Source organism: Phycisphaerae bacterium (assembly GCA_019636475.1).
Lineage (GTDB): Bacteria > Planctomycetota > Phycisphaerae > UBA1845 > UTPLA1 > JADJRI01.
In genome coordinates this window covers 163,022-184,377 of the sequence record JAHBXN010000008.1, presented here as the reverse complement: position 1 = coordinate 184,377, position 21,356 = coordinate 163,022, and the positions used below count along the sequence as shown (strand labels likewise).

12 protein-coding genes are annotated in these 21,356 nt (G+C 59.6%); 4 read left to right on the top strand and 8 right to left on the bottom strand.

Annotated elements, in window-relative coordinates:
• Window positions 1-66: 66 nt before the first annotated feature.
• Genes KF841_13885 through KF841_13875 form a run of 3 tightly spaced genes read right to left on the bottom strand, consistent with a single transcriptional unit; the run spans window position 67 to window position 3,353 of the window.
• A complete protein-coding gene (locus KF841_13885) occupies window positions 67-1,212 on the bottom strand; it encodes an ABC transporter permease (protein ID MBX3396449.1) in 1,146 nt (381 codons plus the stop codon).
• Between the two features lie 60 nt (window positions 1,213-1,272).
• Window positions 1,273-2,220, bottom strand: a complete 948-nt coding sequence (locus KF841_13880; GenBank protein ID MBX3396448.1) for an ABC transporter ATP-binding protein — start codon at window positions 2,218-2,220, stop codon at window positions 1,273-1,275.
• The gene (locus KF841_13875) at window positions 2,217-3,353 is read right to left on the bottom strand and encodes an efflux RND transporter periplasmic adaptor subunit (protein MBX3396447.1); all 1,137 of its coding nucleotides are present in this window, start codon (window positions 3,351-3,353) and stop codon (window positions 2,217-2,219) included. The genes KF841_13880 and KF841_13875 overlap by 4 nt, the downstream gene beginning before the upstream one ends.
• A 351-nt stretch (window positions 3,354-3,704) precedes the next feature.
• Here KF841_13875 and KF841_13870 point away from each other — a divergent pair, with 351 nt between their 5' ends.
• Window positions 3,705-5,399 carry an NAD-dependent malic enzyme gene (locus KF841_13870; GenBank protein ID MBX3396446.1) on the top strand — a complete coding sequence of 565 codons (1,695 nt, stop codon included), beginning with the start codon at window positions 3,705-3,707 and terminating at the stop codon, window positions 5,397-5,399.
• Window positions 5,400-5,436: 37 nt separating this feature from the next.
• Here the strand turns inward: KF841_13870 and KF841_13865 are convergent, their stop codons facing one another.
• The 3 genes from KF841_13865 to KF841_13855 all read right to left on the bottom strand — a co-directional run bounded on the left by KF841_13865 (window position 5,437) and on the right by KF841_13855 (window position 12,631).
• A complete protein-coding gene (locus tag KF841_13865; protein MBX3396445.1) occupies window positions 5,437-5,730 on the bottom strand; it encodes a hypothetical protein in 294 nt (97 codons plus the stop codon).
• 279 nt (window positions 5,731-6,009) lie between these two features.
• Window positions 6,010-11,673 carry a PQQ-dependent sugar dehydrogenase gene (locus KF841_13860; GenBank protein MBX3396444.1) on the bottom strand — a complete coding sequence of 1,888 codons (5,664 nt, stop codon included), beginning with the start codon at window positions 11,671-11,673 and terminating at the stop codon, window positions 6,010-6,012.
• Window positions 11,674-12,280: 607 nt separating this feature from the next.
• The gene (locus tag KF841_13855) at window positions 12,281-12,631 is read right to left on the bottom strand and encodes a hypothetical protein (GenBank protein MBX3396443.1); all 351 of its coding nucleotides are present in this window, start codon (window positions 12,629-12,631) and stop codon (window positions 12,281-12,283) included.
• 633 nt (window positions 12,632-13,264) lie between these two features.
• Between KF841_13855 and KF841_13850 the strand changes: the two genes are divergently transcribed.
• Window positions 13,265-15,331, top strand: coding sequence for a hypothetical protein (locus KF841_13850; protein MBX3396442.1), 2,067 nt, complete (start codon window positions 13,265-13,267; stop codon window positions 15,329-15,331).
• Between the two features lie 56 nt (window positions 15,332-15,387).
• Here KF841_13850 and KF841_13845 read toward each other — a convergent pair whose 3' ends face one another.
• Together KF841_13845 and KF841_13840 are read right to left on the bottom strand one after the other, a co-directional pair.
• Complete coding sequence (locus KF841_13845; protein ID MBX3396441.1) at window positions 15,388-18,273, bottom strand: proprotein convertase P-domain-containing protein; 2,886 nt, start codon at window positions 18,271-18,273, stop codon at window positions 15,388-15,390.
• Between the two features lie 206 nt (window positions 18,274-18,479).
• Window positions 18,480-19,706, bottom strand: coding sequence for a carbon-nitrogen hydrolase family protein (locus KF841_13840; GenBank protein ID MBX3396440.1), 1,227 nt, complete (start codon window positions 19,704-19,706; stop codon window positions 18,480-18,482).
• A gap of 122 nt (window positions 19,707-19,828) precedes the next feature.
• Between KF841_13840 and KF841_13835 the strand changes: the two genes are divergently transcribed.
• Together KF841_13835 and KF841_13830 are read left to right on the top strand one after the other, a co-directional pair.
• Window positions 19,829-20,806 carry a J domain-containing protein gene (locus KF841_13835; protein ID MBX3396439.1) on the top strand — a complete coding sequence of 326 codons (978 nt, stop codon included), beginning with the start codon at window positions 19,829-19,831 and terminating at the stop codon, window positions 20,804-20,806.
• A gap of 40 nt (window positions 20,807-20,846) precedes the next feature.
• Entirely contained in the window at window positions 20,847-21,344 is a 498-nt protein-coding gene (locus tag KF841_13830) for a hypothetical protein (protein MBX3396438.1), read from the top strand.
• Window positions 21,345-21,356: the final 12 nt, after the last annotated feature.

The window sequence follows — 21,356 nt, the reverse complement described above, 5'->3', positions numbered from 1 at the left end:
GCGCCGAGGGCCCCGGCGATCGTGCCGGTTGAGCGGGTAACCCTCCGTTGCGGGGCGATTTCCCGGTTAATCGAGCTGCTTGTGGAATCGCGTGAAGCTCACGGTGATGATCACCGCGCCGCAGCAGATCAGTCCGATGAACTGCGGGAAAATGTCGATCAAATCGGCGCCGCGAAGTATGACCGCACGCAGAATCTCGATGAAATAGGTCGCCGGAATGGCAAAAGTCGCGATGTAAATCGGTGCGGGCATTTCCGATCGGGGGAACATGAAGCCGGACAGAAGCACCGAAGGCAACATGCTGATGAATGCCATTTGCATTGCGCCAAGCTGGGTGCGGGCGATCGTCGAGATCAGCAGGCCCAGCCCGAGTGCATTTACTATGAATAGGCACGACATCGCGAGCAGAAGCACGATGTTGCCGTTTATCCCCACGCGAAAAACGCCGATCATCAGCAGCAACACTCCACACAGTTCCACGAACGCCATGCCGGCATAGGGTGTGAGCTTCCCCAGCAGGAGACCGGCCGGCCCGACGGGCGTGACGAAGAGCTGCTCAAGTGTGCCGGTCTCCCGTTCGCGCACGATCGAGAAGCTGGTCATGAACACGAGCACGAGTTGAAGAATGATTCCGATGAGACCCGGCACGAAGAAGTGCGAGCTTTCAAGGTCCGGATTGAAGAGCAGCCTCGCCCGCGCGTCGATCGGTAGAGAGGCGCGACCCGATGCGTCCCGCGCGGGCATGCGCTGAAGCTGCTCGGCCACGATCTTCGCTCGACCGATCGACAGATGGATCGCCAACAGATTGACCGCGTTAAGTGCGGTGGTGGCCACCTGCGAATCGCTGCCGTCGATCAGCACCTGAACAGCGGCCTGTTCGCCGCGGAGCAGCCGGTTGGAGAAATCCGCGGGAATCAACACGCCCGCCTTCGATCGGCCGGCGGTGACCGAACGGCGAAAGGATTCGGCGTCCACAACCCGCTCGGCAATCACGAATGTGCCCGTATTTTCGAGGGCTTCGATGAATCGGCGGCTCTCCTGCCGCCCATCGAGATCGAAGACGACGAGTGGGATGTTCTGAATCGTGACGTCAATTGCGTAGCCGAATATGGTGAGTTGCAACGCCGGAACCAGAAACGCGAAGAAGATCGTTCCGCGGTCACGCCGAATGTGAGCAAGTTCCTTCAGCAGGATGGCAACAAAGCCGTACATGATGCACTCATTTCGCGGCGGCGAACGGACGAGCCGCCGGATCCGTATGTATTGACTCTCTTAATCCATTTGACGGTCCCGGTCACGACTCATCAGAACGAACACATCCTCGAGCGAAGGATCCACCGGCCGAAATGCGGCAGCGGGATCATCGCCGGCGATCAGTTGAATGAATGCCGCCGGATCGAGTGAATCATCCAGAAGCACATGCAGCGTGTCACCGAACATCGTGGCATCGCGCACCTGCGGCACCTGCCGCGAGCGGGCAAGGCTGATAGCCGGATTTGCACAGCGTACTTCGAAGCGGCGGGTTCCCGATGGCGTAACGGCCGGCATGGTCTTGAGATCCGTCGGCCGACCCAGCGCGATCATGCGCGATTGGTGGATATACCCGACGTGTGTGCAGCGTTCGGCCTCGTCCATGTAATGCGTCGTAACGAGCATGGTGACGCCACGACCGGATAGCTCGAAAAGCAGGTCCCACAGTTCACGGCGCGCGACGGGATCGATGCCGGCCGTCGGCTCGTCAAGGAACAATACTTCGGGATCGTGAATCATCGCACAAGCCAACGCCAGTCGCTGCTTCCAACCACCGGACAAGTGCGCCGCAAGCCGATTTCGGTAGGGCGCGATGCCTGTCATTGCGACGACACCCGCTTTTCGCTCAGCATGGCGACCTGGATCCAGCCGATAGATTCGCCCATAAAAGTCGAGGTTCTCTTCGACCGTCAGATCGCCATACAGGCTGAACTTCTGCGACATATAGCCGATCCGTCTCTTTACGAGCTCGGCATCACGGACGATGTCGATTCCGAGCACGGCACCCGTGCCCCCGCTGGGCCGCAATACCCCACACAACATTCTGATGATCGTCGATTTGCCGGAACCGTTAGGCCCCAGAAGCCCAAAGATCCCGCCGGCAGGCACGTCAAATGAAACGCGATCGACGGCCGTCAATGAGCCGAATCGACGTGTAAGCTCCCGTGCATGGATCACGCTATCACTCACAGCCGAGGCACCTCATCGAAGAGTACATCGACCGACATGCCAACCCGAAGCTCGGCGAAGTCGCCTTCCAGAGCGATCTTGATGCGAAAGACCTGTTTGCTGCGCTCTTCGGGCGTCTGGATATTTCGCGGAGTGAATTCCGCTTCACGGGCGATGAACGAAATCCGTCCGGCAAACCGTCGATCGCGCATCCCGATGGGTCGCAACGAAACGACCTGCCCAATCCTGACCGATCCGAGCCTGCCTTCCGGAACGTACGAGCGGACCCACATGCGCGACAGATCCAGGAGTGCCGCGGTCGGCGCGTTGGCGGAAACCAGGTCGCCGGGCCGAAGGTCAATCGTCTCAACCAGACAGTTGCAAGGTGAATGGACCGTCAGTTCAGCGAGCTGAACCTCCATCGCACTGACCCGCGCGCCAGCCGCGCGCGACTGCGCCTCAGCGGCAGCCACATCTTCCGCACGATAGCCGGATTCCAGCAGCTTCAACGCGGCTTCCGCCTCGACCAGACGTGCCTGCGCCGCTGCAATATCCTCTTTTCGCGACCCTTCCTCCAGCAATGCCAACGCCAGCTCCGCGCGAGCCAGCTCGGCTATCGCCTCCTTTCTCGCCGCCACCGCAGCGTCGTATTCTTTCGCGGCGGCCTGCTCGCGCTCGCGGAGCCGCTCCAATCGGTCGAATTCAAGCTGAGCAAGATCACGTGAAGCCGTCGCGATTTTCACTTGTTCGCGGGCCATCGCAATTTCCTGCGGACGCGGGCCGGCCACCAGCATCGACAAGGTCGCCTGAGCCCAATCCCGTCGCGCGCGAGCCTGATCGATCTCCTCGGCACGATAACCGGCCTTGAGTCGCTGAAAATCCGCCTGCGCGGCGGCCGCTTCGGCGCGGGCCTGAGCCAGCGATGCGGTGAGATCATACGGATCGAGCGCGTAGAGCTCGTCGCCGATCTTCGTCGTCGCGCCTTCTTCGATCGAAATCCGTGAGACCCGCCCCCCGACGCGCGATCCGACCCGAATCTCATCCGCCTCGACAAATCCCGAAACCACAAATGGCGGGACCTGCGCCTGCTTCCAGACGAGAAATGTGATAATCGAGCCGACCACAATGACGAAAGGGACCACGATGCGAAGCATTCCAAGTCCTCCGGAACCGTCCTGTCACCGGCATATCACGGACCCGATCCGCGCAGGCGATCCAGTTCACACACCGCATGACGGACCGGCTTCAACTGCAATTGCGGTGTGACAGTAGTTTAACACGTTTCTTCTCGCGTCTGCGCAGGAATACGCACATGCGATGGTTTTTCCGTTGGGGCCCGATGCTCGCGCCCGACCTTGAATCGAACGCTGCGCGCTGATCGCCTTGGGTTGCATACGCCGGTTGGCACTCTGATTGCAACCCTACTGAGACAGCAAATAACGAAGTTTCATTGGCCATCCACAGGTGAACGAACCGTATCGCCCGCACGAGAAAGGCAGTCCGTCATGTCAACCACCTTTGCTGAACACGTAGAGATCGATCCGCTTCATCATTTGGCGGCACATCCGGGCATCGAGATTCTCCGAGATCCGACCCGCAACCGCGATGCGGCCTTCACGCCGAACGAGCGCGATCGCCTCGGCCTGCGCGGGCTTCTGCCCCACAGTTGCCTGACGATCGAGCAGCAATGCCAGTTGGCAATGGAACATATCCGAGCCAAGAGTTCGGACCTGGAGAAGTTCATCGGACTCGTTGCATTGCAGGACCGCAACGAAACGCTGTTTTATCGCCTGTTGATGGAGAATCTGGCTGAACTGATGCCGATCGTCTATACGCCGACCGTCGGACACGCCTGCCAGAATTACAGTCATATCTTCCGCAGGCCGCGTGGGCTGTGGATCACACCGGATGACATCGACTGCATCCCGGACATCCTTCGCAACGCTCCGAACAAGGACGTGCGGCTCATCGTTGTCACGGACAACGAACGCATCCTCGGATTGGGCGACCAGGGCGCGGGAGGCATCGGAATTCCCATCGGGAAGATTTCGCTCTATATCGGCGGCGCCGGCATTCACCCCTCGCAAACGCTGCCCATCAGCCTTGACGTCGGTACGAACAATGCCGAGCTGCTCGGCGATCCGTTCTACATCGGATATCGACAGCGTCGCCTCCGCGGCGAAGCGTATGACCGGTTTATTGAGGCGTTCGTCGAAGCTGTGAGCGAAGTGTTCCCGAAAGCGATTCTCCAATGGGAGGACTTCCACAAGAACATCGCGTTCAGCGTGCTCGATCGATATCGAAAACGCATCACCAGTTTCAACGATGACATCCAGGGGACATCGGCCGTCGCGCTCGCCGGCATCATGGCATCGATGCGAATCACGGGATTGAGTTGGGCCGAACAGCGAATTCTCTATGTCGGCGCGGGAGCGGCCGGTGTCGGAATCGGCCGGCTGGTGCGCTCCGCTATGCAGGAAGATGGTGTCGCGCCCACGACGGTGGAACGAGCGCAAGTCTTCACCGACACGCGCGGCCTCCTGCATCACGGACGACCGATCAACGACCCGCACAAGCGTGAATTCGCACTCTCAGCGGAAACGATGAAGGCCTTCGGCATGGACCGAGAGCCGCCGAAGTCGCTGTTCGACCTCGTCAGGTGCGTGCGGCCGACGATCATTCTTGGCGCCACCGCGACGCCGGGGACCTTCAATGAGGAATCCATTCGCGAAATGGCGAAGCACGTTGATCGACCGGTCATACTGCCCTTCAGCAATCCAACCTCCAAGGCGGAATGCACTCCGGAGGAAGCCCTGCGATGGACCGACGGACGCGCCATTGTCGCGACTGGCAGCCCGTTCGCACCGGTCGAGCACAACGGCAAGACCCACGTCATCGGACAGGGCAACAATGTATTCATCTTTCCCGGCGTTGGACTGGGCTGCATCCTCTCCGAAGCCCGGGAAGTGACCGACCAGCTCTTCCTCGTTGCGGCGCGTACGCTGGCCACATGCATCTCGCAGGATCGAATTGATGCGGGAGCGATCTACCCGGACCAGAGCATGTTGCGTGAATGCAGTCGGCGAATCGCCTGCGCAGTGATGCGGTCGGCACGCGATGCGAAAGTCGGCCGGATGTTGACAGACGACGAGATTGACAAGCTCGTCACGGAGAGAATGTGGTATCCCGATTATCGATGAGCCAGAGAATCGCGAGTTTCCGCGCCGCAAACGCGAATCAGTTGTGCGGCGCCGCGTCGTGACGAAGCGACGATGCGATCGCGCCGATCTCGACCGCGCGTCGTGGCATTCGGATCGTGAATTTCGAATTGCACTGACGGCACCGGATGGCCTGCCCGGGGCAGACGCGACGCAGAACGGCCGGGTGTTCGCACTTTGGGCATTTCACGTAGATGGCCGCGGGCATCGCGACCGACTCAACCTGGGCTGTCGCCGACGTCGCATTCGCGATGTCTTCGCGCGCGCTCGAATCCACCGCCAAAAGCTTGTGAAACGTATTCGATGCAACCATGCCGGAACGACCCTCGGAAGCTACATGGGTTCTTCGGTCGAATTCGCCGTTCGCATTGACCGGCGATGAACAACCGCCCCTCTGGCAGCCTCCAAAAGTCTAAACGGCAATCGACGCCGCATATTTCGCAGATCGCCCGTCGCGGACGAAAATCCGATAAAAACGGCATTTTGCGCCGAGATTCAACGATCGGCGATTTTCTGAAGTGCACGAGGCCCCGGTAGCCAATCGCCACCGGGGCCTCGCAATGGTCATATCAAACGGGCTTGTTCGTGGACGTTACGGGATGCTGATCAACGCATTGACCATTCCCGGCACGTCTCCGAGATCCATGACGCCATTGGCGCTGAAATCGCCCGGGCAAAGATCGGCCGGATCGGTTGATTCGTTGAGGATTGCCTCCACGAACAACTGGAGATCCGCACCATCGGGGCCGCCAATGCCGTCCATATCACCGGTCGCTGCGGTATCAGGTACGCCACATCCGCAGTTGCCCGGCGCGATCTTTTCAGGATCGTTCGGGCAGCCGTCCGAGCAATCGGGCGTGCCGTCCTGATCCGAGTCGATTGCCTCATGCACGCACTGGTTGTTGACGCAGGAGTCGGCCGTGCAGGGATCCTGATCGTCGCATTGCGAAGCATCGGTGCACTCGTACGCCGAGCAAGCAATGGTCAGCGTGCCCGATCCCTGGGCGCCGTTCCAGCCGCCGACGCGGATGAGGTAGTTGTTGCCCTCAATGACATTGACGGTCAGCGACGTGCTGTTTCCATTGCAACCTGCAACGTCATCGCGGCAGGCGATGGCGCCAGCGGTAGTCGGGCATACGTCTCCATCGTAAACCGCAATCTTCGAATCATAGTTCGTCGCATTGCAATTTGAGATCAGCAGATCGCCCGTGCAGGTAGCGGTATAGATGAACCAGATATCGCGGTGCACCTGTGTATCGCCAAATTTGACGCACGCGCCTGGTTCAGCGGGGCCGTCCGTCGTGGCATTGACCGTCGAGTACGGCGTCGCGCCATCCACAATGACGATGGCGTCGGCGCAGTTGTCGTTTACCGGCGGACACGGACTTGGCGTACATCCCACGCCGTCGCCCAGATAGGAGCCGCCCGCAGAAACGCAATCCACCTCGGTTTCGATGGAGCATGAACCCGCATTACAGCAGGCGCCGGTGAGCACACTTTCGCACTCGTCCGGGATGCCGTTGTTGTTGTCGTCCGTCGCCGTGGCGGCGCCGAACTCGCAACCATCGGCGATGCCGTCTTCGTCGCAGTCCGGCAGCGTCTGGCAGGTGTCGATGATTCCGTCCGGTCGGGCCGGCGGATGACCCGTGTCATTCAGGAAGGCCTCAAGATCGGCAAAATCCTGGGCCGTGAAGCCCGGGAATGCTCCGCCGGGGTGATTCGTCGGCGGGAGCAGCTTCTTGGAAATCACCGTTCGGGTCTTGTTTCGCAGGACCGGGCCCGGGCAGCTACCGCCGCCACAGTTGACACCGAATCCGTCCGGTCCGTGACAACCGAAGCAGAATGTATTGATGAGGTTGCCGCCCGCCGCGGGATTGCCGGTCGGACCGCCGTCACAATCGGGCGCGCCGCCTGCGATGTCGCAGTCGTCCGGAACGCCGTTGCTATTGCAGTCGGTACTGTTGCCCAGAGCGATATCCACCGAGTCGGTAACGCCGTTTCCGTTGCAATCGCATGGCGGAATCGGTGAACCCGGATTGGTGAAAATGAGAGACCATGTGACGAGGTTGCCGGTGTCCGCGGCAGCCCGGTCGGAGATGTTAATGGTCCAGACGCCTGACTTGTCATGCGAGTCAAACGCGCTCAGCGGATTGGCCGGCGTGTAGCTCGGCGGCGAGACAACCGGTCCGGCGTCTCCCGACAACGCGATCGACTGAATAGCGCCGCCGGTCCCTTCGTCGTCAAGCACGATGTTGTACCCGTTGTCATTGTTGCCGGTTCCGCCCGGTCGATTCATGAGCGTGACCGTTGTGGCGTTGTGAGTGAGCGTAACAATCAAATCACCATTCCATGTATGCGAAATCTGAAGGGCGACATTGAGATCGGTGATCGCTCCACTGTCTGGGACGGTGATCGAGCGGGAAACGCCGGTGGCATTGTTGTCCGGAATCGCGGCCGGATATCCCGCGCCGCTTCCGACATAGGTCTTTGTCTCGCCGGTCGTCGATTCGCAATCATCCGGGATGCCGTTTTCGTTGCAGTCGAAGCTATTGCCTATTGCAATGTCCTCGCCATCGTCCACGCCGTTGTTATTGCAATCGCCGTTGGCGAATTCGCAGCTCTGGGTGCAGTTCGGACCTGGCGGATCGCACTGCTCGCCCGGCTCGATGATGCCGTTGCCGCATTCGCCGCAGGGGAAGGACGAGTTGCTCACCTTCAGATTGCCCGTGCCGGAGTTACCGGAGTTCCATCCGCCGACGCGAATCAGAATGTTCTGGCCGGCTGCCACGTTCACAATGATCGTGCTGTGATAGCCGCCGCCGGCTGAACCGCAGGCATTGACAGCATCATCGTCGTTGCACGCCAGGAACGTGCGTGTCGCACAATCGCTTCCGTTCCAGTCGTATACCACGAGATCGGAGTCGTAGCTCGCGCTGCCTCCGAGTTGCTCGCAGGTCGTAACCGTAAGCGTCCCGGAACAGGGAGATACATACTTGAACCAGATGTCGTTGAAAGTCTGGCCGCCGTCACCCGAGACGACGCACTCAGGATGCGGATCGCCATCGGTTGTCGCGCCCACCGTGCTGAAGGCGTGGACGCCGTCTGCGATCAGTATTGCATTGGAGCACTGATCGTTGTTCTCGAACTGACAGTTAAAACAGCCGTCACCGGGAACGCTGTTGCCGTCGTCGCACTGTTCGCCGGGATCGATGTTGCCGTTGCCGCAAAGCGGAGGCGGCACATCGCAGACGATTTTGTAGATCGAGCCGAGAATGCTGACCACATACATCTCGCCGCTGGCATCCTCGCCGAACGACACGATTCCCTGCACCGCCCCGCCCGGAGCCTGAACGGTCTGCAGGTCGGTCACGCTGCCACCGACATATCGGAACCGCTTGATATAGTTGCCGAGATAGTCGGCATAGAAGTACGAACCGCTCAGCCAGGGCATCTCGCAACCGCGATAAACGTAGCCGCCGGATATCGAGCCGGTACCCTGACCATCGCCGTGCGATTCCTGACGAATGGGCAGGACGAGTCCCGAATTGCAGGTGCAGCCGGACAGACCGGTGCACAACGTGCCTTCCATACAGCGCCAGCCGTAGTTCAACCCGCCCGGCGAGCCGGCTGCAGTGAAATTGATCTCTTCGCGTGCGTCCTGGCCGACGTCGGCAATCCACAGATCGCCGGTGAGCCGGTCGAAACTGAATCGCCAGGGGTTTCGCAGACCCTTTGCCCAGACTTCCGGCAGATTGGGAGAGCCCGGGTTGTCCCCCGGAACGTAAGTCGGGGGATTGTTCACGTCGAGGCGGAGCATCTTGCCGAGCAGGGATGAGTTGCTCTGCGCGCGTCCGTTCGGATCGTTCGCACTGCCACCGTCACCCATGCCAACATAAAGCATACCGTCCGGCCCGAACTGAATGCAGCCGCCATTGTGATTTGCAAAGTCCTGGTTGATCGTCTTCAGGATCGTTGCAGACGCGGCGTTCGCCGTCGCCGAAGCGGGATTTCCGCCTGTCGCCTGGTACCGAGCGATCACGGTATTGCCGGAGGTATTCGTGTAATTCACGAAGAAATAGCCGTTGGAGGACCAGTTTGGATGGAAGGCCAGCCCCAACAGTCCGCGTTCGCCACTCGAGCTGACGATCGCCGACAGATTGAGATACGGCGTCGCATTCACCGAGTGCGACGGCAGATTCATGATCTTGATCTGACCGGTCTGCTCAACGATGAAAAGCCGCGACGTGTCGCCCGGCGGGGCATAGACACCGACCGGCTGGCTCAATCCCGATGCCACCGACTGAAGCGCGAGATTGCAAGTGGTGAACGATTCGCACTCGTCCGGCACACCGTTCAAATTGCAATCCTGGCTGGTACCGTCCGCGATGTCGATATCATCTCCAATGCCGTTCGGCTGGCAGTCAATGATGCCGCTCGAACTGGGGACGACGGTGCTGGCAGTGACGCTGCCGGGCGAACCTGATCGGAACAGCGTCAGCGTCATGTTGCCTGTCGTGGGAGCGCGGTTGCAATCGAATCGGAAGTTGTACATGGTGCCCCAGAGCAGCGCATTCGAATTTGCACCGATGTCGTTCATGGTCCATGTCACGATGCCGCCAGAGAATTGCCCGGTCCAGTCTGTTCCGTCTCGCGTAACTGCGTCTTCACCGTCGCCGTCGTAGTAAGGGACATCCCGGAATCCGATGTTGGAAACCGTTCCGCCCGTGCCCACGGGAATCGAAACGCCCTTTATGCCGCGATGCGAGTTGAGGTTCTGAATCGCGTACTCATAATGAAAGAGACCGCCTCCCAACGCCGTCGCCTGTGCGGAGACAATCACGAGGCCATCGCTCGGAATCTGGACATCGGTCTCGGTGACGGTGTTGTCAGTGTCCTTCCACGCCCGGAGGCCTGCCTCGCCGCGCTGGGTCGAACCGGCGAGAGCGAAGGTTCGATTGGTGCCGGTGCCGGACATTGTTACCTGACGGTAGGAACCATTGTTGTCCTTGTTGCCGGATTCCGCGTCATCCTTGGAGACATACTGACCCTCGACAAAGTAGAGCGCGCCCGGTTCGTTGAGGTCGGACACCTTGATCCGCAGTCGTCGCCCGGTGTTGGTTGAATAGCCTGGGGGATTGCTGATCGGGTGAATGTGTTGACCGTTCGATGGATTCACCTGCCATTTCGGCCCGGCGCCCGACTGGCCGCCATTTCGCGAAGCGGTATATGGGTCTGCACAGCCGACACCCAGCGCGCTACCTCCCCCGCCGCCCGCGCATGTACAGCACAGGTCGTTCTGCAACGCAAAGAAGCCGTGCTTGAGCCAGGACTGCCCGATCTGTTCGAAGCGTGATGAGCCATCGGCAGCCGTGTACAAGCGGTAGCAATTCTGGCCGATGACCGGATGCAGTCCGAGTCCGCCCGTGTCACCGGAGATCCACTGAAGATTGGCTGTTCCTACGTTGCAGGAGTAGGTGCCGACAGAGAATGCGTCGTAGTCAACGCCGCCGACCTGCTCTCCAGAATAGTTAGCGATTTCGTGGAGTTCGCCGACGATGACGTCGGGACCGGCCGCACCGCCGCACACCGCGCCGCGAGGATCACCCTCGCCGCCGGTCGGCACACCAATGACATCCATCGGCTCTACCGCCGCGTCGCCGCCAATCCATGAGGACTGCGCGACCATCTCGATGCTTCCGATTGAAAGCCCCTCAGTCTTCGGCAAGCCGAGCAGTTGGGCCAGGTTTGATGTGATTTCCAAGCCCGACGCTTCGATCATGAACATGTCGCGGGCATGATCAAAACCGACTTTCGCGCCGACCAACCGAAGCATCGGCTGCGACGTTTCCTTGCTGCCGCCTGCGAGGACGAAGTCAATCACTCCGTCCACGTCGCTGCCAAAAAGCCGAACCTGGTTGAGAACAACCTGCCGCCCCGCGATGCGAACCACAAGATCGCCGGCGTGTCGAATCGCGCCGACCGGCGCCGAGGTGATCTGACCCGCGGTCTCGGTCAGATTCATGCTGACTGACGGATCGACGACGAATGTCAGCGAATCGCCACTGACGACGGCCTCCATCAGGTTCAACCCTGTGTTGATCGAGAAGACCTCTATTCCATACTCATCGAGAGCCGGTCGCTCCAGACGAATCGAAGTCTCACCGCCAACAACCGCCCAAACCGAATCCGCCGATGCAATGGATGGGCCGGTACAAAGACACGCAAGTAACGACCACGCTGCCACTCGATTGAGCATTCCCACTCTCCAGAAAAAAGTGTAAACGGCAAGACCGTCGACGAGCCGTGTCGATCGGCCTCAGCTTGAAGGATTTACAACGATCCAAGTCCCGTTTGAATCGGTTGAACAGGCTCGCGAATGGAGAAACCGAATCTCAGAATTCAGAGGTTTCCTATCACGATCCTGCACGAACTCGGGACCTCGCGGGTACGAGGTTGCGGAAGGTCCTTCATTTTCCTACCTACCCCTCACCCACATTATTACCGATAACCGAAACTTGAATCAAGCATTTGCTGGAAATTGACATCCGTCAATTATCGAACCCGTACCGTCCACTGAGGCAAAAAACGCAATCGGCGACCCGCAATTTCGGCGCGAGTAACCTGAACGGGGGATCGTTCGGGTAATCCCACATCAGCGAAAATCGCAGAAAACGGCCAGATCGGGCCTGGGGTGCGGCAAAATTTCCAGTCGAGGAAAAACCCGCATTCAACGCGGCGAGGGCATGAATTGATCGACTCGATCGCCGACAAATCGGGTGCGGGAGGTTCGGCGTGGAGGCAAATCGACAATCCCAAGGAAGGTCTCGTCGCCGATTCGCCGGTTACGACTGGGGAGTGTGAAGCTACTTACCAGGGGTCGAATCAACGAGCCGAACCTTGTCGTAGAAGCCGTCTTCCTTGATTCGAACCAGTTCCGGCTCGGCCTCCTCGCGCGTGACAAAACGACCAAGAATGACTCGAACGCCTTCGGGTGACATGCCTTCGACACGCCAGTACTTCGGCGGCGGCGGCTCTTTCACCGCGCGACCTCGCTTCGAAGCCGCGTCTTCGCCCTCTTCCTCGGGCGCATCAACAATTTCAGGCTCTTCCGCAGCCGTCTCGACTTCGTCACCTTCTTCAAGAATTTCATCCGGCACAGCATCTTCCGCGGTCTTTTTTCCGGGCTTCTTCGTTTTTCTGGATTTTGCCGCCATAATTCGAGTCCGCCGTACGACCTGTCGCGGTTCTTCCCGATCTGAACTCAGAACGTGACCAGTTCAGTCTCGCGGAGCTCACCGCCTGATCTTAAACAATTCCTGATTCAATCCACGTGGCGTCCGCATCAATTCGCGATGTCACGTCACGAACGAATCGCCATCGCCTGCCGCGGAACGGATTCTACCGAGGCCGCATTCAAAGGCAACAAGTCGGATTGAAGCGACGAGCGACATTTTCCGTGTTCTTTAGAAACAAGCTGAAGCGAATACTTGGCGCTACTCACTCCGAATTCCGCCACACTGAAGGTCGCGGATTTGCCCGATGCGACCGCAGCACAATGCGCCGACGTCGCTCGAAAACCAATTTCACCCGTAACGCCGCGGGCGACGTTCTGCGGGCCCCACCGACGGCCGGGTAATCGACTCGCCGGCGCAATCGCTAAGTTCTGATTAAATCATCAAAGAACACGCCCGAGAACGCCGAATCGCCTTATGGCGCGACTTGGAACTCGTTGAATTGATACAGCGGGTCCGGTATCATTGAAGCCAATGGTGGCGTTGCCGCGAATGCACCGCGAAGCGGCGCCAAATTTCCGAGACAGCTTGGAAATGCGTAGGAGGGGAGGAAGTATGTCCGCTACCCGAAGCGCGGTTTGCGCCTTGGTGTTATGTTCGGTCGCGCGCATCGCCCTTGCAGGCCCCGGCAACGAGCCCATCCCGCTTCCGACCAATCCAGCCAATTTCTATATTCGCGGCACGCAACCCAATACCCTTCTCGATTTTATTTCTCCCCCAGAAGAATGCGGCGCGTGCCATGGTGGTGTCCCTGACAATTACTATGACTGGCAAGGCAGCCTCATGGCACATGCCGCTCGTGATCCGATGTTCTACGCAGCGCTCGACATTGCCGAAAATGACGCCCCGGGAATCGGCGACACCTGTCTACGTTGCCACGCACCGCAAGGATGGCTCGAAGGTCGTGCGGATCCCACCGATGGCTCGGCCCTCGATTTTGCCGACCGCAGCAGTGTCTCGTGTTCCATCTGTCATCGTTCGGTCGACCCATTCGGAAGCCCGGGCGCCCCCAGCATTGATTCGACAATCCTGGCCGACCTTGGATCCGACGCGCCCATTCAATCAATCAATCTCAATGGCCAGCCTGGCCATAACGGAAACGGCGGATTCGTGATCGATCCTCTGAATCGCATCCGCGGTCCGTTCCCGGTCGGCAGTCTACCGCCCGGGCAGAACATGCCGCCGTCCACGAACTGTAACTGGTTTCACAATACCTTTCTGGGTCAGCCCGCATACGAATCGGCCATCCACCGGCGGTCCGATCTCTGCGCGTCGTGCCATGACGTCAGCACCCCCCACTTCATCTATAACTCGGTGAATGATGAATTCTCATTTGCGGGCACTGGCGTGACTGAGCCGTCGGGCAACAAGTACCGCATGATGCCGCAGCAGCGGACCTACAGCGAATGGCGAAACAGCCAGTTCGCCGCGGGCGGCGTCAACATGCTCGGCCGATTCGGAGGCGACAACGGCCCGACAGTCATTCAGAACTGCATGGACTGTCACATGCCGAAGTCAACCGGCAACATGTGCAACTTCGTCGCAATCCAGCGGAACGACATCGGCCGACACTTCCTGAACGGCGCGAGCACCTGGGTTATGGAAGCGATCGCGAGGATGCACGGCCCCGAAGGCGATTCCGAACTCAGCTTTGATACCGTTGAAGCGATGGCAGAGGGGGTCCTGCGAAGCCGGAAGATGCTGAAATGTGCCGCTGACCTGGATGTCACGGTCGTGAACAGTCCGCAGCCCGATCCACCCCAGCTTCGAGTTCGGGTCATCAACCAGACAGGCCACAAGCTTCCCACGGGATTTCCCGAGGGCCGACGCATGTGGTTGAATGTCGAGTTCTACGATCTTTGCAACCAGGTCATCGATCCGATCGCAGTTTTTGGTCAGTTCGACGAGGTCACCCATACGCTCGACTCGGCTTCCACCAAGGTTTACGAAGCCAAGATCGGCCCCAATTCGAACCTCGCACCGATCGTAAACCTCCCGGCGGGTCCCAGCTTTCATGTCGCCTTGTCGAACCAGGTTTACAAGGACAACCGCATTCCGCCCCGTGGTTTCTCAAATGCCGCGTTCGTTGGTATCAACGCTGCGCCGATTGGAGCGGCCTACGCCGATGGTCAGCATTGGGACGACACTTTCTTCCCGATTCCTCCGAACGCATCGGGTGTCCGGGTCCGGCTCTTTTACGAGTCCGCCTCTCGCGAGTACATCGAGTTTCTCCGCGACCGGAATCCCAACGCCGGCACCCCCGGAACACGCGGTGAAATACTCTGGGAAGCATGGGATAATAATGGCGCGCCGCCGATGCCCGTACTTATGGCCAGCTTCCCACCGACCTATGAAACGGATGACGGCATGCCGCCCTGCTCGCTACCCGATCAGGATCTCTTCGCGCTCGACCCTGACGGCGACGGCATCTTCTCGCTGGTGAAACCCGGTGACGCAAACGGCGATCTCGCCGTTAACACCGATGACATCGCAGCGTTTGTCGACGCGCTGCTCGAAGGCTCGGTCGATCCCCGGCTGCTCTGCGCGATAGATTTCAACAACGATCAACAACTCGACGGCGGCGACGTGCAGGGCATGGTCGATCTGCTCATCACGCCATAGTCGCAACCATCATATTGCCCCCCAAGCCATGCTCTGCCGGGATATCCGCGGCCCCGTCAGGGGCATGTCGTGTTTGCGGCACCCGGCGTATCGAATCCCAATCCGATATCAAAATCGCCTATGACCCATGTGCCTGTCCCGCTCGGACAGCGATAGACATGGCTCGGAGGACCGAAACCGTCCGGACCGATCGTATCCACCGGGCTCGTTCCGTAGTGACATTCCGTTCCGGAGGGCGGGTTCATCTCTTCAATCAGCGCGACCCGATCCACGATTTCGATCCAGGGGGTCGTCTCCAGCACGCAATCGTTGTCCAAATCGAGGTCCTGATTGAGAACACCCGAGAACCCTCGCACAAGCATGTGGGTGACATTATCACCATTCTCGAAATTCAGTGGGAAGACCAGATCCACTCCCGCCAAGGGCACGAGCGACATCGTGGATTTCGCGACCAGCAGGTAACCGTCCGCCGGAATCGAAAGTGCATCCAGATTGACAACCAGTTCGATGATGCCGCTGTTTCCATTTGTCGAATCGCCGATTACCAGATAGGTGTATCCGGCCAACGATGCCCCGCTGGGACCGCAAAGCTCGAAGTACTCGTTCGGATCGGCCGATCCCGATTCGTCGATGCGTATTTCGTTGATGCGAATCATGGTGGCGACGCCGACACAATCGGGATCGTCACCGTCCGCCACGCTGTCACAATCATTGTCGATGCCGTCCGAACAGTTGCCCTCCGCCGTCGACTCGACCACTCCCGGATTGATCGAGGGGTCGAAATCGTCGCAGTCCAGACCATTGCCGAACGGACCTTCAAACCCGTCGCCGTCCGCGTCTTCGTCGCAGGCATCGCCGATCTCATCGCCATCCATATCTTCCTGGCCGGGATTGAAAATCAGATCGCAATTGTCACAATCGTCGGGCACCAGGTCGCCGTCCGTATCAAAATCGCATTCGTCGGGCACGCCATTCTCGTTGCAGTCCTGGCTGACCAGCCCGTTGCCGTCCGGATCCAGCGGATTCAGATCGCACTCATCGGGGATGCCATTGCCGTTGCAATCCAGGCTTGTCGCGCAAGGCGCATACACGTCGCATGGATCACAGACTCCGTTGCCATTGCAATCCGGACATGTTGGCGACCCGAGCACCGGATCATCGGCGCTACACGCGCTCGTTCCCATGACATAAACCTCGCAGCCGTCACAATTCAAATCCGGCGCGGGATCGAGCGGATTAAAATCGGTATTCCACTCCACCGGACTGGTGCGAGTAAAACACCCTGACAGCGCGGGGCGACAGCATGCGGGTGACACAAATGCGGCATCTTCAAACGCGTCCGGAATACCGTCGCTGTCCAGATCGTCACACGTCGTGTGATCGCCACGGAAAACCCCGCCCTGGCTCTCGCAAACCGTCCGCTCCGTGATCAGACATAGTTCTCCATTGCCGATGCAGCATGCCCCGGGGCACGATGCGGGACTGACCTCGGCGACGATCAGACAACCCGCTCCCGCGTGAACCATCGGGACCTGGATCGCGCACGGCGCGGGATCGACGCTGTCGCGCATTGCCGGATAGAAATTTCGTACGTGCCCGTCGCCCGGGTCGCAGTAGCCGATCTCGAGGCCTGGAAGGGGCACTGCATGAACCCACGGCATTGACCCGCCCGGGCTGAGTTCCGCCGGCACGACACCAGCGACGGCCGGCTCGAACACTCGAAAAATGGCCGGATTATCCGATCTGACGAAGGTGTACCGTGCCGGAATACGAAATGACGACGTAAACTCGCCGCCGTTGTCCGAGATCTTCGACGCATGGAGCATGCCGATCGGCGGCTCGGGCGGAGGGGCGAAGTTCAGTGTCCAGTTGCCGATCGATCCGGATAGACCACTGGCGCAATCCGTCACGATCAACTGCCATGTGCCGCAGGTCTGCCCGCCGCGGAATGCGCCGACCTCCAGCGCTTCCTTTGGGCGGTAGGACTGCCCCGTGTTCACCGATGTCGTCTGCGACTGGATCGTCGCGGAGGCTGAATCCGCGAATATGACATTCAAGTTGGAAGTCGTGTTTCCGGCCGGCGTGCAGGCCCCGCAGTTTGGGGGGGACGCACCCGCTCCGATGCGCTCCATCAGCGTGACCGTTCGATTGCTTTCCACGTGTCGCAATCGAACAGTAAGATCGCCGACCCGCGGATGGGAAATCTGCACCGCGACACGCAGTGTGTAGACCTGCCCGCAATTCGGAGGCGACACGCTCGATTCCGATACGGCCTGCGCGCCGCCGCAGTCCGGAATCGGCAGACCCCCGGCACTGACATTGACGATACGTTCCTGCGGCAGATCGATCTCGACGTTCCAGAGCTGAGGCGACTGACCGCCGTTGTACGTCACCGTCGCAGGCTCGCAGGATGTCAAGCGCAATGCGGTTATTTCAAGAGGTGTTGAATCGTTGGACGGCACACCACAGAATGACATCGATGCGGCACGTCGCCATTCCATTTGGAAATCGCCATCCCCGCCGAAAGTAAGTCGCCCGTCGAACGGATCCGATCCGTGGCCAAAGAAATCCGCCGGTACCGGATGCGCACAGAGATCAAAGAGCGTGCGACCGTCCAAGCATGTCGGGATCCGCCAGCAGTCCCGACCGGCCGGGACCAGAATCGGCCCGCCGAATCCGATCAGCGCATCGACAAACGGATGCACATCCTTACCGTCGCAAGCGCCGTCTCCGTTCAAGTCGGCGCAGCCCGAAGGATCACAACCGCCGCCGGCGCTGATGAGCGCAGCGGCAAAGCCCGGTATGTCCTGCAAATTGACCGCCCCGCTGCCATTTATGTCGCCAGGACATGGACAAGCAGCCGCCGTTGGCGTTGCGTGGACAGAGATCACATAGGCGGCCGCGAGAGCGCTGGCGATCAACCCAAGGGCAAACCGAGTCATTTCTCCCCTCCGGGCCCCCGAGTTCGAAACGGTGAGTTCAACAGTACGGTGAGAAGCGAACATCCAATTCGTGCGGCATTCCCGCCCGCAATTCGATCGGCTGCATCGCCCTAGGACCGATAATAACTAAGAGAGTTTGCCCAGTCAACGAAATTACGTGCTTCAAAGAACGGGGCGACCGAGAGCCACGGCTCGACCAGATGGGATCAGGGGAGTTGGTAGCTGCCGACCCGACGCTGACTCCAGATGTCGGTGGTCGGCGTGAATGCCTTCCGATCGGCTTCACCCAACGCGAGACGAATTTTCCGATTCTCGTCAGCCGCACGCCTTAGCACGCCTCCCGACGGCTCCACAACCAAATCGATTGCTCGATCATCTCCCGCGATCACAAAGACTCGGTTCTCCGCCGCGCGCGCCCGAGCGATTCGCTCATCGCATTTTCCGCGGTCCGCGACGATAACCTGAGCGCCGTCCAATGCGGCGCAGCGCGCTGCAGCGAAACATTGCAGTGCGCCGCAGGGCATCACGACGACACGCGCATGCTGCATTGCCAGCGAAGCGACCACCTCGCTTGTTCCACGCCGGCATTCGATCTCCGCCACGCGATCCGTCGGCACATTGCCGAATGGCGACTGACGATCCAGAAGGCGAGATCGTAACTGCTGGGAAATCGCCTGTGGTCGCGGTGACTTCGGCTGCAATTCCGCAACCACAAGTTCGTCCCGATGAATGCCCGCCGTGGATTTAGTCATGCCGTCGGCGTCGACGATACGGCTTTGACCTACGTAAGACATGCCCGACGCTTCATGCCCGCTCTTGCTGCAACTGATGAACGGCAAGCCGAATTCAATCGCTCGAGCAGCGAGCAGGAAATCCGGCTGAATATTAGCGTAAGAGCCTTCGTTCGCGCTCGCGTTGACCCATGCCGTCGGCTGGACCACGAATTCTGCGCCCCGTGCAGCCAGCGTTGCAGTGATTTCCGGCATTCGCAGGTCGGCGCAGATCTGTACGCCCATTCGTCCGAGTTCGGTGTTTATCACGACCGATTCTTCACCCGCCGAGAACCATCTGCGATCACAATCCCACATGAATTGTTTTCGAACCAACTGAACAAGTCGCCCGGTCCGATCGAAGACGGCTGCGGTGTTAAAGAGGCGCTCCCCGTCCTCCTCGACGATCCCCGCAACGATCCAGATTCGATGGGCAGCGGCTTGTCTCGAAAACCGCGCGATTACCGCGGGGGTTCGCTCAATATCGGCATGACGATATCGATCAGCGGATTCCAGCCAGTATGAAGGATAGACGACTTCGGGATACACAAGCAGATCGGCGTTCGCGGCTTTCGCGCGCTCAGCCATGGACTCGACACGCGGCCATACACCGGATGCCGCGTCCATGCCGACGGCTTCGAGCTGTGCACAAGCGACGCGCATCACGAGACTCACCCGCCAGATTCTATCACTGCATGCAGAATTGCAGTAGCGCGCTTCGGTTCATATAATCCGGTTGGATCAAGCGATTGGCCGTAAAGTGATTGAGGAATGAGTCCCCTCGAATGGGCAAACGTGATTATTACGAAGTGCTCGGCGTCGCGCGCGGCGCCTCGGACGACGACATCAAGAAAGCCTATCGGCGACTGGCGAAGCAGTTTCATCCCGATCAGAACCGGAACGATAAGAACGCTGAATCCCGATTCAAGGAAGTGCAGGAAGCATATTCGGTTCTGTCGGATCGCGGAAAGCGCGCCCAATACGACCAGTTCGGTCATGTCGAATCTTCGCCGGGCGGTGCCCAGGGCACTCCAGGCGGTGTAAGGTACACATGGACCGGCGGTGGACCGGGGCAGAGCATCAACATCGAAGATCTGGCCGACATGTTCGATTTTGAGTCGATCTTCGGCGAACGATCTCGTGGCGTGCAAGGTGCTTCACCGTTTGATTTTGTCGGCCAGGACGCCAGGCGACGTTCTCGCGGCCCTGTGCACGATTCTTCGCGAGACATTGAGTTTCCCGTGTCGCTCACCTTCGATCGAGCTGTTCGGGGAACGACCATCGAATTGGATCAGCCATCTTCTGATGGCACGCGACAGCGCATTCGCGTGACAATTCCTCCGGGGGTCCGGGACGGGCAGAAAGTTCGCGTTCGCGGCAAAGGCGCATCCGGGCGCGGCCGCCGTCCTCCCGGCGATTTGTATGTCGTCGTGCACATCCAGACGCATCCCTTTTTTCATCGCGATGGCGACGACATCTATGTCACTGTGCCGGTCACGGTCGCCGAAGCGGTGCTGGGGGCTAAGGTGGATGTTCCCACAATTGATGGCCGCAGTACCGTGACGATTCCTCCGGGTACGCCCAGCGGGGCGAAGCTGCGTCTTGCCGGCATGGGCGTCGCGCACTCGTCGCGAAACGACCGGGGTGACCTATATGCCGTCGTGAAAATTGTTCCGCCACGATCGCTGACCGCGGAACAACGCCGGATCATGGAAGAGTTCTCCAGGGAAGATCAGACCAGACCGCGCGACGGAATTTGGTGACAGCTTGCTCAAACCGATCGCACAACGCGGAGCGCCCGCCGTGGCGGCGATGCTTGCCGCGCTGCTCGCTGTCAGTGCGCACGCCAGAGGCGATGAAACAAATCGGCTGCCAACCGGTACGACGGCCAGTCAAGGCGTGGCCGGGCGCGGCGAATCGCAGCCATGCGACCACGTGGCCCATGACGACGGTCGTCGATTTCAAGACGACCGCCGCGTGCAACACTGGTGGTTTACGATGGGCTGGGGGTTTCTGATCCTTGTGACTTTTTTTGCCGGTGCGACCGCAATCATCGTTTTCTCGCGGCGCTTCCGCACGCTTCTGCGATCCGAAGCCGCCCCACCGACACCATCGGAAGACCTATGGGCGATGCACAAGACGCCGCCCATCGACGAAAACGTCTTCGAAGAATTCGAAACACGCCATGACGCCGAAGACCCAATCGAGTTCGAAGATGGATTCGATGAGAAGCCTGAAGACGATGACAGCGGCTTCACGGGTGAGGACAAGGACGATGACGACGAACCACCCGGACGATGAGCGCCACTCCCC

Coding starts and splice junctions, on each gene's coding strand:
- KF841_13885 (MBX3396449.1), bottom strand. CDS start 1,212: ATGTACGGCTTTGTTGCCATCCTGCTGAAGGAACTTGCTCACATTCGG.
- KF841_13875 (MBX3396447.1), bottom strand. CDS start 3,353: ATGCTTCGCATCGTGGTCCCTTTCGTCATTGTGGTCGGCTCGATTATC.
- KF841_13870 (MBX3396446.1), top strand. CDS start 3,705: ATGTCAACCACCTTTGCTGAACACGTAGAGATCGATCCGCTTCATCAT.
- KF841_13865 (MBX3396445.1), bottom strand. CDS start 5,730: ATGGTTGCATCGAATACGTTTCACAAGCTTTTGGCGGTGGATTCGAGC.
- KF841_13860 (MBX3396444.1), bottom strand. CDS start 11,673: ATGCTCAATCGAGTGGCAGCGTGGTCGTTACTTGCGTGTCTTTGTACC.
- KF841_13855 (MBX3396443.1), bottom strand. CDS start 12,631: ATGGCGGCAAAATCCAGAAAAACGAAGAAGCCCGGAAAAAAGACCGCG.
- KF841_13850 (MBX3396442.1), top strand. CDS start 13,265: ATGTCCGCTACCCGAAGCGCGGTTTGCGCCTTGGTGTTATGTTCGGTC.
- KF841_13845 (MBX3396441.1), bottom strand. CDS start 18,273: ATGACTCGGTTTGCCCTTGGGTTGATCGCCAGCGCTCTCGCGGCCGCC.
- KF841_13840 (MBX3396440.1), bottom strand. CDS start 19,706: ATGCGCGTCGCTTGTGCACAGCTCGAAGCCGTCGGCATGGACGCGGCA.
- KF841_13835 (MBX3396439.1), top strand. CDS start 19,829: ATGGGCAAACGTGATTATTACGAAGTGCTCGGCGTCGCGCGCGGCGCC.